Origin of the sequence: Flavobacterium sp. (genome assembly GCF_031422135.1) — a bacterium.
In the GTDB taxonomy this organism is placed as follows: Bacteria; Bacteroidota; Bacteroidia; order Flavobacteriales; family Flavobacteriaceae; genus Flavobacterium.
Window position 1 is genome coordinate 1 of sequence record NZ_JANOQD010000110.1, and the last position, 16588, is coordinate 16588.

Here is a 16588-nt window from a genome sequence, read left to right on the forward strand (position 1 = left end):
AACTGCACTTATTAAAGCTGTCTGTGAGAATACCGCTTTTTGAGACTCTCCTTCTTCATAGTCTGATGAATCATTTCCTGATGGCAAACCACCAATAGCTTTTCCTTCTGGAGTTACAACATATTTATTTTTAAGAAAGTAGAAAACAGCTGTTCCAATTAGCATAGCAATAGCGGCTGCTAAAAATCCATATTTAAATGCATGAATATCTCTAATTCCACCAGAATCTTTAACATCTCCAACAATTGGACAAATTAATTGCCCTAAAAAAGCACCTAAATTGATTCCCATATAGAAAATGGTAAATGCAGTATCTAGTTTACTTTTTTCTTGTTTTGGATACAAACTTCCCACCATGGAAGAAATATTTGGTTTGAAGAATCCATTACCAAAAATGATAATTCCCAAAGCTGACCACAATAATGTATTAGCCAAACTTAAATTTGCACCAAAAACAGAAGCACTAAAAAACAGTAACAATTGACCAATTGCCATCATTAATCCACCTAAAAGAATGCAATTTCTATTTCCGAAGAAACGATCTGCTATAAAACCACCTAACATTGGCGTTAAATAACACAATCCTAGAAATCCTCCATATATAATTGAAGCATCGGCTTCTTTCATCATTAGGGCATTCACCATAAAAAGTGTTAGAATTGCTCGCATTCCGTAGAAGTTGAAACGTTCCCACATTTCGGTTCCGAATAATACCCAAAGTCCTTTTGGATGTCCTGTTTTTACTTCTGTTTCATTCATTTTTTAAATTATTTTAGTTTGGTTTTTAGTTTATTAATCATTTATTTCGAGACAAGCAACTTCTGTTTTGTCTGGATTTTCTATAAAATTTCTAATTAAAAGATGTTTTTCTTCTAACAATTCAAAAATTTGGTTTGTTGTTAAGTTTCCTTTTCTAATCCAAATTATTTTTGGAGGGCAACCATTAATCAAACTCAAATCATAAAAATCGGAATCGAATGTAACAATTACAAATTGTTCTGATTTAGCATAATTCCAAATATCAATATCAGTCGAATTATTTAACTCTAAATTTGAAATGTGTTTTGACGATACATAATTAGAAGATAATTTATTTTCTATTCGATAGGAGATATTTTGGTCAAATAATAGTTTCATTATACACATTCGATTTTATGCTCCTTGTCTGCAGCATAAGACAAACAGGCCAAAATATCGTTTTCACTTAATTCAGGAAAATCTTCTACAATATTTTCAAAAGTCATTCCGTTTGCTAACCAATTTAAGATATCATAAACGGAAATTCTGGTTTCTCTAACGCAAGGTTTTCCAAATCTTTTGTTTGGATTTCTTGTGATTATGTTTTGATAATTTACCATAACTTAATTAATTATAATTTTTCCTTTATAAAATTAGTCATTTTAGTATACAATTGCAATCTTGTTTTTCCGCCATAAATACCGTGATTTTTGTCTGGATAGATTGCCCAATCAAATTGTTTGTTTGCTTGAACGAGTGCTTCCACCATTTTCATCGTGTTTTGAACATGCACATTATCATCAGCGGTGCCGTGAATCAAAAGAAAATTTCCTTTCAATTTACTCACGTGATTTATTGGCGAGTTATTATCGTAACCAGAAGCATTTTCTTGCGGTGTTTGCATATAGCGTTCGGTATAAATACTGTCATAATATCTCCAAGAAGTTACTGGCGCAACGGCAATGGCTGTTTTGAAAACATCTGCACCTTGAAAAAGAGAATTTGACGACATAAAACCTCCATACGACCAGCCCCAAATACCAATTCTAGATTTGTCCACATAAGGATAATTTCCAATTACTTTGGCGGCATCGATTTGATCTTCTACTTCATATTTTCCGAGTTGTAATTGTGTACATTTTTTAAAAGCTGCTCCTTTAAAACCTGTTCCGCGACCATCAACACAAGCTACAATATAACCTTGTTGTGCCAGCATCATAAACCAATATTCATTTGAGCTTCCCCAACCGTTAACCACCTGTTGAGAGCCAGGACCGGAATATTGAATCATAAAAACTGGATACTTTTTTGAGGCATCAAAATCTTTTGGCTTCATAATCCAAGCGTTCAATTCATTGCCTTTTTCTGTTTTTAGAACAAAGAATTCTTTAGATGGCAAATTATAAGTTTTCAATTGATTCGACAACTCATTATTGTTTACAATTTCTTTAACCAGTTTCCCATCTTTAGAATTGTTTAAAGTATAAATTGTTGGAACAGATGAACTTGAATACGAATTGATAAAATATTGAAAGTTTGGACTAAAAGTAGCACCATTAGTTCCAACTTGTGTAGTCAATCGTTTTTTATTTTTTCCGTCTAATGAAATGCTATACACATCACGATTGATAGAACCATTTTCTACCGATTGGTAATAAATTGTTTTCAATTTTTCATCAAAACCATAATAATTAGTTACTTCCCAATTGCCTTTTGTAATTTGGTTTTTTAGTTTTCCTGTTTTGTCGTAATGGTAAATATGATTGAAACCATCCTTTTCTGAAGTCCAAATAAAACTATTGTCTTTCAAGAACGTTAAATTATCCGTTACATCAACATAGGCTTTGTCTTTTTCGTTCAAAACCACTTTTGTCGCACCAGAATTGGCGTCGATAAAAAGTAAATCTAAATTGTCTTGATGTCTATTTAGAACTTGTGCAGAAAGCGTGTTGGCTTCGTTTGTGAATTCTAATCTTGCAATATAAAAGTCATTGTATTTACTCAAATCGATTTTTTTGGTAGTTGCCGATTTTGTATCATAAATGTGCAAAGAAACTTCCGCATTTTTTTCACCAGCTTTTGGATATTTGAAAACTTGTTGCGTTGGATACAATTCTTTACCATAAATATCCATCGAGAATTCAGGAACTTGACTTTCGTCAAAACGGATAAAAGCTATTTTATCTGATGAAGCATTCCAATCGAATGCACGAACAAAAGCAAATTCTTCTTCGTAAACCCAATCCGTAATTCCGTTGATGATTTCATTTTTCTTTCCGTCGGTAGTAATTTGAGTTGTTTTTTTGGAAGCTAATTCGTAAACGTATAAATTATTTTCTTTGGCGAAAGCAACTTTCAAACCATCTGGAGAAAAAGTAGGTTCTTGAATTTTATAATCTGCAATTTTAGTTAATGATTTTGCAGCAATATCATAAATAAAAAAATCTGCAACAAACGAATGACGGAATATTTGATCTGAATTATTAGCAATTAAAATCTTCTTTTCGTCTTTACTGAAAGTATAACTGTCAATTCCTTCTAATTGTTTAAAATCTTTAGTGTCAATTAAAGTTGAAACCTTATTTAAGGTTGCAAAATCGTATAAATCTATTTGAGATGATTTTGAGGTTCTATCAAAATTTAAAACCGTATACTGATTTGTATTCTTTAAAGCTGCCAATTCGGTCATTCCTTGTGTTCTAAAAGCACCACCCCAAATTTCTTCCAATGTCAATTTTTGTTGTCCAATGGCTGAAAATGAAGCCAATAAAACAAATGCAACTATACTTTGTGTAATTTTCATAATAAGTTATTGTAAAATGATGCCAATTTTAGTGAAAAAATTGCACATAATCGTAGTTTTGAATGTTAATTTGTGTTTTTTATATTCAAAAAGGAAAACCAAAATTCGGGTTAGTGTTTGTTTTTTTATTAATTTCGTACCATAAAGATAATGTAATGGAAACTATTAAAATTGAATTTCAATCTAGTGTAAAAGAAAAATTAATCGAATTCTTGAATTCTTTTTCTAAAAACGAATTGCATATTGTTGAAGAAGATAAGGATTTTTTAGAAACTAAAAAACGACTTTATGAATCCTATCAAAAATTAAAAAACGGAGAAACGGAACTTTATAGTTTCGAGGAATTAGATGCTTTGTTAGAAAAAACAATTTCTAAATATGAAAGTTAATTTCACTAAAGAATTTTTTAATTTATTGAATGAACAAGTTGCTTATATTGCCAAGGACAAACCACAAGCTTCAAGAAAATTTAAAAACAACATACTAAAAAAATTAAAAAAAGATTTAAAATTTCCTTTTAATTATAAAAAGTCAATTTATTTTGACAATGTGTTAATAAGAGATTACGTTTTCAAAGGTTATACCATTGTTTATTTCGTTAATGAATCTAAAGACACAGTAGAAGTTTTCGAATTTATTAAATATATAGAATCATTATAGATTCGTTTACCAAAAAAACATTAAGCTACAATGCCAAAATCAATCTCAGGATTCTCCAAATTAACCAAAGACGAAAAAATAAACTGGATTGCTTCCACTCATTTTACAAATGCGGAAGAAGCCACAAAAACCATCAAAAAATATTGGAATTCTGATACAGATTTGCAAAAACTCCACGACGAATTTATAGAAAACACAATAACCAATTTCTATTTACCATTTGGTGTTGCTCCAAACTTTCTAATCAACGGAAAAAACTATACCTTCCCAATGGTTATTGAAGAAAGTTCAGTTGTTGCAGCAGCTTCCAAAGCAGCAAAATATTGGGGTTCACGTGGCGGATTCAAAGCCACTGTTCTAAATTCTGAAAAAATTGGACAAGTACACTTTATTTTTAATGGCGATACAGAACGATTAACCGCTTTTTTCAACCAAATAAAATCGAAGTTTTTCTCTGAAACGCAAAGCATTACTAAAAATATGCAAAAACGTGGCGGCGGAATTCTAGACATCGAATTGCGTGACAAAACATCGGAATTAGAAAACTATTACCAACTACACGCCACTTTTGAGACTAAAGATTCGATGGGAGCCAACTTCATCAATTCGTGTTTGGAGCAATTTGCCAAAACCTTAATAAACGAAGCGTTGCAATCGGATGTTTTATCTGAAAAAGAAAAAAACATCGAAGTCGTAATGAGTATTCTCTCGAACTATGTTCCAAACTGTCTTGTTCGTGCCGAAGTTTCCTGTCCAGTTGCTGAATTGGTCGAAAAAAATATAGAAAATCCGCAAGAATTTGCTGAAAAATTTGTTCGTGCTGTGCGAATTGCCGAAATCGAACCTTTTCGTGCTGTAACACACAATAAAGGTATTATGAACGGCATCGATGCTGTAGTTCTTGCCACAGGGAACGATTTTCGTGCAGTCGAAGCAGGAATACACGCCTATGCGTCTAGAAACGGTAAATATTCCAGCTTGTCGCACGCCAAAATCGAAAACGATATTTTCACTTTTTGGTTGGAAATCCCTCTTGCATTGGGCACCGTTGGTGGTTTAACATCGTTGCATCCAATGGTAAAAATAGGGTTAGAAATGCTAGAAAAACCATCTGCACACGAGTTAATGCAAGTAGTTGCCGTTGCTGGTTTGGCACAAAATTTTGCTGCTTTGCGAAGCTTGACAACAACAGGGATTCAAGAAGGTCACATGAAAATGCATCTCAACAACATCATCAATCAATTTGAAGTAACAGATAGCGAAAGAATTTTAATAAAAAATCATTTCAAAACAAATACAGTTTCACATTCGGCTGTGGTTGATTTTATTGCTGAATTTAAAAGATAATATTATTTGGAGCTGTTCCCGCTATTCGTTTCAATCTTTTTTTCGGAGAAAAACCTCAAAAAAGGATTTCCACTGCTATCGGGGCTAAAAATAAATTGCTTCGTGCCTCAAAATAATTATGAAACAAACATTTTACAGTAACGGAAAACTACTCATAACAGGAGAATATGTCGTTTTGGACGGTGCAATTGCCTTGGCATTGCCTACAAAATTTGGGCAAAATCTAGTAATTGAAAATGGCTCTAAACAACAAATAGTTTGGAAAAGTTATGATGCTGATGGAAGTGTTTGGTTTGACGACATCCTTCTTTTTTCGGAAATTATAGCCAAAACATCATTTGAAAACAACACTGTAAAAACCACATTAATCGAAATTTTGCATCACGCCTATCTTTTAAATTCAAATTTCATTACTACTTCAGAAGGATATATTATTTCCACCGAATTGACTTTTCCTAAATTTTGGGGTTTAGGCACATCGTCAACCTTGATAAATAATATTGCACAATGGTTAACTATTGATGCTTTCCAACTACTTAAAAATAGTTTTGGCGGAAGCGGTTACGACATTGCTTGTGCACAAAACGACTCGGCAATTTTATATCAACTGGTCAACGAAAAGCCTATTGTGAGACCAATACCTTTTGATCCAAAATTCAAAGATCAAATCTATTTTGTATATCTTAATAAAAAACAAAGTAGCAAAACTGCTATTACCAATTACTATAAAAAACAAGGAAACACATCTAAAATAATTCCTGTTATTAATGAAATTACAAATGCCGTAATTACCAATATATTAAGTACAGAATTTGTTCAAAATCTAGAAAAACACGAATTAGAAATGAGCCATATTCTAGAAATGCAAACAGTTAAAGAATTATTATTTCCCGATTTTGATGGAGTTGTAAAAAGCCTTGGTGCTTGGGGTGGCGATTTTGTGATGGTTGTTTCTAAAGAAAACCCTTATACTTATTTTGATAAAAAAGGATATGAAATTGTTTTACCATATAGCAAAATAATATTGTAAAATTAAAATTTATAAACTGTATTAAAAAATATTGAAAATTATAGAGAACCTATCATATTGATTTTTTATATTTGAAAAAAAATGAAAAAAATTCTTCCTTTTTTTTCGTACCTCCTCCACCCTATTTTCATATCGGTATACGCTACTGTTTTATATTTCGCTATAAGCGATAAGTATTTTGTTTACGAGACCATTTACTTGTATGTTATTCAAGTATTGTTGCTTACTGTTTTTATCCCACTAACCTTCTTTTATTTACTTATATTAACTGGAAGAATAGATTCAATGATGATTTCTAATGTTTCACAACGCAAAATTCCATTAGTCATTCATATTGTTTTGTTGTCTGTATTGAGTGTTAAATGCATCACTAAAGAAACAATTCCAGAATTGTATTATTTCTTTATAGCAAGTATAATAAGTAGTTTTTTAGCCTTATTCCTAGTGTTTTTCAAAAAGAAAATAAGTCTACATATGCTCGGAATGGCTTCCTTAACTGTATTTAGTATTATATGTTCAAAAGATTTTCAAATTATAGAAATATATCTAATTGGCATTATAATTTTTTTGAATGGAGCTGTGGCTTCCTCAAGACTTTATATGAAAGCACATTCAAATACAGAGTTAGTAGTTGGGTACACAATAGGTTTGCTTCCACAAATTATTTTATTTTACTACAATACATAGAACATTAAACCAAAATTAAGCGTGGTTAGCTCTAACTTCTCTCCATTTAATGTGCCTTTTTTGAAAATATCCTGTAAGCCGTAATAAACATAAAAATTCCAAGCGTTCCAACCTGATGTTATATAAACCCCATATTGTATTTTATTAATATCAGGATTGTTATTTACTTTAAAATTAGAGCCCGAAGCAACATATCGCGATTGATTTAAAAGCAAATAACTGAATTTAAAACCAGAATATATACGGTAAAATTTATGCGATTCTGGCGTAGATGTTCTCCAACGAAATTCAATAGGCACTTCTAAATAATATAAAGCCAATTTATTTTTATCATAAGGAACTCCTGATACTAATGTAGTATATTTAATATCGTTGTTATTTTTTTCAATTACTAAATTGTTCTTGTAGTTATTGTATGAAAAACCTAATCCAGCTGCAATAGCAACTGTTCTGGACTTATTTAATGGCATATCTCGTAAAAAACCAAGATTTAATCCCGCAGAAAAAGAATTTTGTGATACCCCTATTGGTTTATTTTTTAAGAAATTATATGATATTCCAAAATAAAATTGATCCTCACGGTATAAGGAATCAACTTCTGAAAAGTTTGGAATTTCTTGAGAAAACAAACCCAAAGAAGACAACGCTATTAATAGAAATAAGAACCTTTTCATATTTTTTATTGTATAAATTTAGTGAATTTTAATATTAAATAAAAAAACTTCTAACAATACTTTTCAAGACACAATTTGAATACAAAAAAAGAGGCTTACCGATAAAGTAGCCTCTTTTTATAAATTCTATTTTTTATTAATGATGCAATTGCTCTTCACCCTCTTTCATAGGAACAGTTTGAGGAACAAAGTCCTCATCGTGACCTGGTTTGCTATAATCATAAGGCCATCTGTGTACTTCAGGAAGTGCACCAGGCCAGTTACCGTGAATGTGCTCTACAGGTGCAGTCCACTCTAAAGTATTTGACTTCCAAGGATTTTGAACCGATTTTTTTCCGTAGAAAATACTATAAAAGAAATTCCACATAAACGCTAATTGAAATGTAGCACCAACTATGGCAAACATAGTTATCAAAACATTCACATTTGCTAAATCGTCAAATAATGGAAAGTTAGTATTTGTGTAATAACGACGAGGTAAACCTGCCATACCAATAAAGTGCATCGGATAGAAAACGCCGTAAGCACATATTGCAGTTACCCAAAAATGTAAATAACCAAGATTTTTATTCATCATTCGACCAAACATTCTTGGAAACCAATGATACACTCCTGCGAAGAAACCATACAATGCAGAAATACCCATTACCAAGTGAAAATGCGCTACAACAAAATACGTATCGTGAACGTTGATATCTAAAGTACTATCTCCAAGAATAATCCCTGTTAAACCTCCAGAAATAAAAGTAGAAACCAAACCAATGGAGAATAACATTGCAGGGTTTAGTTGCAAATTACCTTTCCATAACGTTGTGATGTAATTAAATGCTTTTACAGCAGATGGAATTGCAATCAACAATGTTGTAAAAGTAAATACAGATCCCAAGAAAGGATTCATTCCAGAAATAAACATATGGTGACCCCAAACAATTGTTGATAAAAATGCGATAGCCAAAATAGACGCAATCATTGCACGGTATCCAAAAATTGGTTTACGAGAATTGGTTGCTATGATTTCAGATGTAATACCTAATGCTGGCAATAATACAATATAAACTTCTGGGTGACCAAGAAACCAAAATAAATGCTCAAACAATACAGGAGAACCTCCTTGATAATGTAAAACTTCACCCGAAATAAAAATATCAGACAAAAAGAATGATGTTCCAAAACTTCTGTCCATTATTAGCATTAATGCAGCTGACAATAAAACAGGGAAAGATATAATACCGATAATAGCCGTTACAAAAAATGCCCAAACTGTTAATGGCAATCTTGTCATTGTCATTCCTTTGGTACGCAAATTGATTACTGTAACCACATAATTTAAAGATCCCATTAAAGAGGATGCAATAAAAATTGCCATAGAAACCAACCATAATGTCATACCTGTCCCTGATCCAGGAATAGCTTGTGGTAAAGCACTCAATGGTGGATAAATTGTCCATCCTGCAGATGCAGGTCCAGATTCTACAAAAAGTGATGACAACATAACCACACTTGAAGTAAAAAACAACCAATACGAAATCATATTTAAAAACCCTGATGCCATATCCCGTGCACCAATTTGGAGCGGAATTAACAAATTACTAAAGGTTCCTGATAATCCAGCCGTCAGTACAAAGAATACCATTATAGTTCCATGTATAGTAACTAATGCCAAATAAATGTCGTTACGCATTACTCCTCCAGGTGCTAATTTTTCTCCTAGAAAAAATTTGAAAGCCCAAAATGATTCTTCTGGCCATGCAATTTGCATTCTAAAAAGAATTGACATTCCAACTCCAATAATTCCCATAATAATACCTGAAATAAGGTATTGTTTGGCAATCATTTTGTGATCTATACTAAAAATATATTTAGTTATAAAAGTATCTTTATGGTGGTGTGCGTGATCATCGTGATCGTGTGCATGATCGTGTCCGTGAGATGCTACTGCTTCCATTATATATGTATATTTTTTATAAAATTAGTTTAAATATTAATTAACTGCAACCACAGGAGCAGTTTTAACAACCGTTGAATCTACTTTCTGCTCTGGAGTTGCTACTGGAATTATAGCTGAAGTATTTTCAGCAGCTTTTGCTTTTTTCTCTTCGTTAACAGCAGTAACGATTGTTGCTTTATCTTTTAACCAAGCTTGGTATTCTTTTGGCGTGTCCACTACAATTTTCATTTGCATATTATAGTGTGAAGCCCCACAAATTTTATTACAAAGCAATAAATAATCAAAAGTATACGGATCCAATGGCGATTGACCTTTAGCAACTAACTCAGCACTTTTCTTGGCTCTAATTTTATTGATATTATGAACTTTAGTCACAATCGCCTCGTCTTCACGCATATCATCAGTAGTGACTGTTGGTCGGAACGCAAATTGAGTTACCATTCCTGGAACACAATTCATTTGTGCTCTAAAATGTGGCATGTAAGCGGAGTGCAATACATCTTGTGAACGCAATTTGAAAACTACTTTTGTACCTTTAGGAATATGCAATTCTGAAACGGCAATATCATCCTGAGCATTTGGATCAGACATATCAACACCCATTGTGTTTACACCTTCTATTAATCGAACGTTAGCTTTACCTAAAACATTATCTTTCCCTGAATATCTTGCTTCCCATCCAAATTGTTTTGCATATAACTCCACATACATTACATCTTCGTCTTCGTCCACAAACATAATCTCTGTCCAAGTATATAAACCGTAGAGGATTAATCCAGCCAAAACAAAAACAGGAACGATTGTCCAAATGAATTCTAATTTGTCATTGTCTGCAAAATAAACTGCTTTTTTACCTTCTTCGCCTCTATATTTAAAGGCAAAGTAATGTAAAAGTGCTTGAGTTATGGCTTGCACAAAAAAAATCACAATGTAGGTTATCCACATTAGATTATCAACATCAGGTCCGTGTTCCGATGCTGGAGTTCCTAAAATAAGATGACCCCATTCAAACATCCCATAAATTGTAAAGATGTACAGAAAGGCTAGAAAACCAAACATCATATATCCTTGAATGTTGTTATCTTTATTATTAGCAACTTGAGAATCATCTTTGGATTTTCCTGCTTGAGTCAAATCAAAAATCTTCGTCATTTGCCATATTGCAACTGCCAATAAAAGTAAAACTATAATTACCAACAAACTTGTCATCTGTTTTGTGTTTAAATATTAATAATGAAAATGCTTACTTTCTTCGATAAGCGGATTTCCTTTAGGAAGCAATGGTTGTTTTGCTAGTGTAGTAAATACAACATATATAAATAATCCTAAAAAGAAAAGTATAGAACTGATTTCTGAAACTCCAATAAACCATTGGTCACCGACAGTTGCAGGATAAATCATATTGTGAAAATCTAAATAATGACCGCACAAAATAACAATACCAGCCATTGAGATAATCCAAGGCACTCGTTTGAAATCAGAATTGATAAGAATCAATATTGGGAATACAAAGTTCATTGCCACCATTCCAAAGAAAGGCAAGTTGTAATGTTCAATTCTGAATTTGAAATAGGTAACTTCTTCAGGAATATTTGCATACCACATCAACATAAATTGAGAGAACCATAAATAAGTCCAGAACACAGATATACCAAACATAAATTTAGCTAAATCATGAAAATGACTGTTATTCACGTGCTCTAAATATCCTCTAGATTTCAAATATAATGTGGTTAAAGCAATAACTGTAATTCCACTTACAAAGAAACTTGCAAAAACATACCACCCAAATAAGGTACTATACCAGTGTGGATCTACAGACATTATCCAATCCCAAGACATCATTGATTCTGAAACTAAAAAGAAGGCCAAATATCCAGCAGACAATTTGAAGTTTTTCTTGTAATAGGTTGCATCACCTGTTTCGTCCATTTTTAAAGAATTTTTTCTTGTAAAATGTCTATATGCAATCCAACCACCCATAAAAATAGCGGCTCTAATTAAGAAAAAAGGAACATTCAAATATCCAGTTTTTCCTTGAATTAATGCATCGTGTTTTACAACTTCTGGGTCCATCCAAACAAATAAATGGTTAAAATGCAAACCCGATAATACTAATAAAACATAAACAATTATAGCTCCAGGCACTAAATAAGAAGTTATAGCTTCCATTACTCTAAAAAGTACTGGTGACCAACCTGCTTGTGCAGCATGTTGAATTGCATAAAATGTTAAAACACCTAACGAAATCAACATAAAAAACAAAGCTGCGACATATAAAGCTGCCCAAGGTTTGTTTTGCAATTGATGAAAAACGTGCTCTACATGCTCTTTGTGATCTGCGTGTGCATCATGAGAAGCCGTTTCGTGAGCATTTTTAGCATTGTGCTTTTCTGAAGCAACAACTTCAGTTTTTGTATTATGATTTTCTTCTACATGATTTGCAATATCCTCTAGATTGTGAGCAGTCGCCGTTGCAGAATCTTTTGAAATTGCTTCCTTGTGAGATGCTTCATCGTGTGTTGATTTTGCTTCGTGAGCTACTGTAGGATGAACTGGTTTTGCTTCGTGTGAAGCAGCAATCTCTCCATGTTCTCCATGACCAGAAGTAAGAATTTTTTCTACTTCTTCTGTGTTTTTTGGTGCGCTAAAAAATCCATATCCAATACCTAATATTCCTAAAACCATTAGGATAAAAGAAAATGTTTTTAATTTGCTTGAAAATGTATACATAATTTATATATAGTTTTTACAATTAAAGTTCAGATTTCAATTTCATAACATAGTCTGAAACCATCCATCTTTCTTCTTGAGACAATTGATTTGCGTAAGAACCCATAGAATTAATTCCGTAAGTCATAATATGAAAAACGCTACCTTCGGTAATAACTCTATCAGCATAACTTGGTACGCCAAGAATTTTTTCTCTTTCCACTAGTTTTCCTTTTCCATTTCCTTTTTCACCGTGACAAATGGCACAATAAATATTGAACAATTCTTTTGCTTTTTCAGTGTTACTAGCAATAGAATCTAATGGCGATTTCAAATTGGCTTTAGCCGCATCATATCCAGCGGTTGAATTTGGATATTCGTAAGGAACAAACCCTCTTTTGATTGAACCTTTAGCTGGCAACTGTCCTTCTTGACCGTTTTTGAATGCATCAGATTCCGCGTAGGTTTCATACCCAACAGATTCATACATATTTGGGAAAAACTGGTAATTAGGTTTTAAATCATTTTTGCATGAAAACAGCAATGAAGCTAGCCCCATTAGTACTGATAGTGTATATACTTTTTTCATAATTCTGATTAATGCTTATCTACTACTTTAACTTCAACAGCTCCTGTATTCTTTAGGAAAGAAGTTAATTCGTCTTCATTATTATTTACTGCAACTTCCATCAAAAAATGATCGTCTGTTGTACGAACATCTGGATTTTCTGCACTTTTAAAAGGCCATAATTTACTTCTCATATAAAAAGTAATAACCATTAAGTGGGCTGCGAAAAACACAGTTTCTTCAAACATAATCGGCACAAACGACGGCATATTTTGAATATAACTAAAGCTTGGCTTACCACCAATGTCTTGAGGCCAATCTTGAATCATAATGTAATTCATCATCCAAGTTCCAAAAGACAAACCTGTAATTCCAAATAAGAAAGCACAAATTGCAATTCTTGTTGGAGCCAATCCCATTGCTTTATCCAATCCGTGAACTGGAAATGGCGTGTAAATTTCTTCGATATGATGGTGTGCTAATCTGGTCTGCTTTACAGCATCCATCAAAACATCGTCATCATTATATAGTGCATGTATTACTTTGTTACTCATGACTTATTGTTAATGATTATCGTGATTGTGACCTTCTTCTTCTCTTTTCTTTTTATAATTATCACCAGATGATTTTAAAATAGTTTTTACTTCCGCTTGAGCAATCACTGGGAATGATCTAGAATACAATAAAAACAACACAAAAAAGAATCCGATAGTACCTATAAAAATACCTATATCTACAAATGTAGGTTGAAACATTGTCCATGAAGACGGCAAGTAATCACGGTGTAACGAAGTTACAATAATTACAAAACGCTCAAACCACATTCCAATATTTACAACAATTGAAATTATGAAGGAGAACATAATACTTGTTCTTAATTTTTTGAACCACATAAATTGTGGAGAAAAAACATTACAAGTCATCATTGCCCAATATGCCCACCAGTAGGGTCCAGTTGCTCTGTTCAAAAATGCATATTGTTCGTATTCCACACCAGAATACCAAGCTACAAATAACTCTGTGATATAAGCACATCCAACTATAGAACCTGTAATCATAATTACAATATTCATTAATTCAATGTGTTGAATAGTGATGTAATCTTCAAGGTTAGATACTTTTCTCATAATGATAAGCAAGGTGTTTACCATTGCAAATCCTGAAAAAACCGCTCCAGCCACAAAATAAGGCGGTAAGATTGTGGTGTGCCAACCAGGGACAATTGAGGTAGCAAAGTCAAAAGATACAATTGTGTGAACCGAAAGAACCAATGGTGTTGCTAAACCCGCAAGAACCAAAGAAACTTCTTCAAAACGTTGCCAATCTTTTGCACGACCTGACCAACCAAAACTTAATATAGAATAAACTCTTTTGTTAAAAGGCGTTACCGCTCTATCTCTAATCATTGCAAAATCAGGCAACAATCCAGTCCACCAGAAAACTAGTGATACTGATAGGTAGGTAGAAATTGCAAAAACATCCCAAAGTAATGGGGAGTTAAAGTTTACCCAAAGCGACCCAAACTGATTCGGAACAGGCAATACCCAGTATCCTAACCAAGGACGACCCATGTGAATAATTGGGAACAAACCCGCTTGCATCACCGAGAAAATGGTCATTGCTTCGGCGGAACGGTTAATAGCCATTCTCCATTTTTGACGGAACAATAACAATACTGCTGAAATTAAAGTTCCAGCATGACCGATACCTACCCACCAAACAAAGTTAGTGATATCCCATGCCCAACCAATGGTTTTGTTTAGACCCCAAACTCCGATACCAGTTCCTAACAAGTAGAAAATACATCCTACTCCGTATAAACCGATTACTAAAGCGATACCAAACAAAATGTACCACATACGTGGTGCTTTGTCTTCAATTGGCTTGCAAACATCCTCGGTAATTTGGTGATACGTTTTGTGACCTAATATGAGGGGTTCACGAATTGCAGCTTCCTTTTGCATTAGACTTTATTTTTAGCAATTAATGATGATTATTTTTACCTTCTTTCTTTTCCGCCTTTTCAAGGGCTTCTTCTTCCGCATGATGAACAGCAACAAGTTTATTCAACTCCTCGTTTTTCTCATTTCGAACTTTAACTTGGTACCAAACATTTGGCTTAACTCCCACTTCTTCTAAAGCTTGGTAAGCACGTTTTTCACCAGATACTTTACGAATTTGTGAATTCACATCGTTCCAGTCACCAACCGTGATTGCATTTGTTGGACAAGCATCCTGACAAGCTGTAACAACGTCACCGTCTTGAACCGGACGACCTTCTTTCTTCGCTACCAATTTACCTGATTGAATACGTTGAACGCAGAATGAACATTTTTCCATTACACCACGTGTACGAACTGTAACATCTGGATTCAATACCATACGACCTAAATCGTCTTGAGCTGGATTTACTTCTGTAAACTTCTTGTAAGAAGGATAGTTGAACCAATTGAAACGACGAACTTTATATGGACAATTATTTGCACAGTAACGTGTACCGATACAACGGTTATATGTCATTTGGTTTAAACCTTCATTTGAGTGTGTCGTTGCAGCAACCGGACAAACAGTTTCACAAGGTGCGTGATTACAATGGTGACACATCAAAGGCATGTGAACTACTTTCGGATTATTCGAAGCTATTTCAGCAGCTGCGAAGAAATCCATTTTGCTCAAACCATGATCTTTTCTTGTTCCAGCAGCAGCTTCTACGTCAGATGCAAAGTAACGATCTACACGTAACCAGTGCATTTCACGACCTCTTCTAATTTCGTCTTTTCCTACTACAGGAACGTTATTTTCTGATTGACATGCGATCAAACAAGAACCACAACCGATACAGTTAGACAAGTCAATTGACATTCCCCAACGGTGACCGATGTGCTCTACCGGATGTGCATCCCATAAATCAAACTCAGAGATTGGTTTCTCACCTTCATGTGTATGTAACACATGTTTGTGATTGTAAACACCAGGCTCTTCGTTTTGATAAATATCTAATGTTGTTTCTTTAACAATTGAATTACGCCCCATCACCGTGTGGTGAATTTGCGTAGCTGCGATTGCATGAATATCTGCTGTTTTTGTAACAGTAGCTGAAGCTTCGTAAGCAAAAGTTCCGTTTTCCATTCCAACTAAACGATAAGCGTTTTGTCCGATTGGTTTGCGGTTTCCTTTTTCATCTAAATCAAAACCACCGTATTGCAAAGTTTGGTATGCAGCGTTTCCGATTTCTTCGTTTCCTTCACCACGACCATAGCCTAAAGCAATTCCTAATGTTCCAGCAACTTGTCCTGGAGATGGGTAAACTGGCAAAGTCAATGATTGACCGTTCACTTTTACAGTGGCCATGTTCAAACCATTTTCTTGATCAAAAGTTGTGGCATACCCATTTCTATCCATTTCTCCCGGATTCATGGTA

General features: G+C 33.6%; 17 protein-coding genes. 5 read left to right on the top strand and 12 right to left on the bottom strand.

Features of this window, described 5'->3' with window-relative positions; translation table 11 throughout:
- The 4 genes from RMO70_RS13965 to RMO70_RS13980 all read right to left on the bottom strand — a co-directional run.
- Window positions 1–759, bottom strand: a 759-nt coding sequence (locus RMO70_RS13965; protein WP_310557053.1) for an oligopeptide:H+ symporter, incomplete at its 3' end; no start/stop codon positions are given.
- A 33-nt stretch (window positions 760–792) separates the two neighbouring features.
- Window positions 793–1137 (bottom strand): DUF5615 family PIN-like protein, encoded by a 345-nt coding sequence (locus RMO70_RS13970; protein ID WP_310557054.1) that lies wholly within the window; start codon window positions 1135–1137, stop codon window positions 793–795.
- The gene (locus RMO70_RS13975; RefSeq protein ID WP_310557055.1) at window positions 1137–1358 is read right to left on the bottom strand and encodes a DUF433 domain-containing protein; all 222 of its coding nucleotides are present in this window, start codon (window positions 1356–1358) and stop codon (window positions 1137–1139) included. Before RMO70_RS13975 ends, RMO70_RS13970 begins: the two co-directional genes overlap by 1 nt.
- Before the next feature lie 11 nt (window positions 1359–1369).
- A complete protein-coding gene (locus RMO70_RS13980) occupies window positions 1370–3541 on the bottom strand; it encodes a S9 family peptidase (RefSeq protein WP_310557056.1) in 2172 nt (723 codons plus the stop codon).
- A gap of 155 nt (window positions 3542–3696) precedes the next feature.
- On the opposite strand from RMO70_RS13980, the gene RMO70_RS13985 reads away from it, so the two are divergent.
- From RMO70_RS13985 to RMO70_RS14005, 5 genes are all read left to right on the top strand, one after another.
- Window positions 3697–3930, top strand: a complete 234-nt coding sequence (locus tag RMO70_RS13985; protein ID WP_310557057.1) for a hypothetical protein — start codon at window positions 3697–3699, stop codon at window positions 3928–3930.
- Window positions 3920–4201: a type II toxin-antitoxin system RelE/ParE family toxin gene (locus tag RMO70_RS13990; protein WP_310557058.1), complete on the top strand. Its 282-nt coding sequence runs from the start codon at window positions 3920–3922 to the stop codon at window positions 4199–4201. The genes RMO70_RS13985 and RMO70_RS13990 overlap by 11 nt, the downstream gene beginning before the upstream one ends.
- Before the next feature lie 30 nt (window positions 4202–4231).
- Entirely contained in the window at window positions 4232–5548 is a 1317-nt protein-coding gene (locus RMO70_RS13995; RefSeq protein WP_310557059.1) for a hydroxymethylglutaryl-CoA reductase, degradative, read from the top strand.
- A 118-nt stretch (window positions 5549–5666) separates the two neighbouring features.
- Complete coding sequence (locus tag RMO70_RS14000; RefSeq protein ID WP_310557060.1) at window positions 5667–6578, top strand: GYDIA family GHMP kinase; 912 nt, start codon at window positions 5667–5669, stop codon at window positions 6576–6578.
- Window positions 6579–6659: 81 nt separating this feature from the next.
- The gene (locus RMO70_RS14005) at window positions 6660–7265 is read left to right on the top strand and encodes a hypothetical protein (RefSeq protein WP_310557061.1); all 606 of its coding nucleotides are present in this window, start codon (window positions 6660–6662) and stop codon (window positions 7263–7265) included.
- Here RMO70_RS14005 and RMO70_RS14010 read toward each other — a convergent pair.
- The 8 genes from RMO70_RS14010 to RMO70_RS14045 all read right to left on the bottom strand — a co-directional run.
- Entirely contained in the window at window positions 7253–7939 is a 687-nt protein-coding gene (locus tag RMO70_RS14010) for a porin family protein (RefSeq protein WP_310557062.1), read from the bottom strand. The genes RMO70_RS14005 and RMO70_RS14010 overlap by 13 nt on opposite strands.
- Window positions 7940–8075: 136 nt before the next feature.
- Window positions 8076–9884: a cbb3-type cytochrome c oxidase subunit I gene (locus RMO70_RS14015; protein ID WP_310557063.1), complete on the bottom strand. Its 1809-nt coding sequence runs from the start codon at window positions 9882–9884 to the stop codon at window positions 8076–8078.
- A gap of 36 nt (window positions 9885–9920) precedes the next feature.
- Complete coding sequence (locus RMO70_RS14020; protein WP_310557064.1) at window positions 9921–11096, bottom strand: cytochrome c oxidase subunit II; 1176 nt, start codon at window positions 11094–11096, stop codon at window positions 9921–9923.
- A gap of 18 nt (window positions 11097–11114) precedes the next feature.
- Window positions 11115–12620 (bottom strand): quinol:cytochrome C oxidoreductase, encoded by a 1506-nt coding sequence (locus tag RMO70_RS14025; protein ID WP_310557065.1) that lies wholly within the window; start codon window positions 12618–12620, stop codon window positions 11115–11117.
- 22 nt (window positions 12621–12642) lie between these two features.
- A complete protein-coding gene (locus RMO70_RS14030; RefSeq protein WP_310557066.1) occupies window positions 12643–13188 on the bottom strand; it encodes a cytochrome c in 546 nt (181 codons plus the stop codon).
- 8 nt (window positions 13189–13196) lie between these two features.
- A complete protein-coding gene (locus RMO70_RS14035) occupies window positions 13197–13721 on the bottom strand; it encodes a DUF3341 domain-containing protein (protein ID WP_310557067.1) in 525 nt (174 codons plus the stop codon).
- A 9-nt stretch (window positions 13722–13730) separates the two neighbouring features.
- Complete coding sequence (gene nrfD / locus RMO70_RS14040; protein ID WP_310557068.1) at window positions 13731–15131, bottom strand: NrfD/PsrC family molybdoenzyme membrane anchor subunit; 1401 nt, start codon at window positions 15129–15131, stop codon at window positions 13731–13733.
- Window positions 15132–15150: 19 nt separating this feature from the next.
- Window positions 15151–16588, bottom strand: a 1438-nt coding sequence (locus RMO70_RS14045; RefSeq protein WP_310557069.1) for a 4Fe-4S dicluster domain-containing protein, incomplete at its 5' end; no start/stop codon positions are given.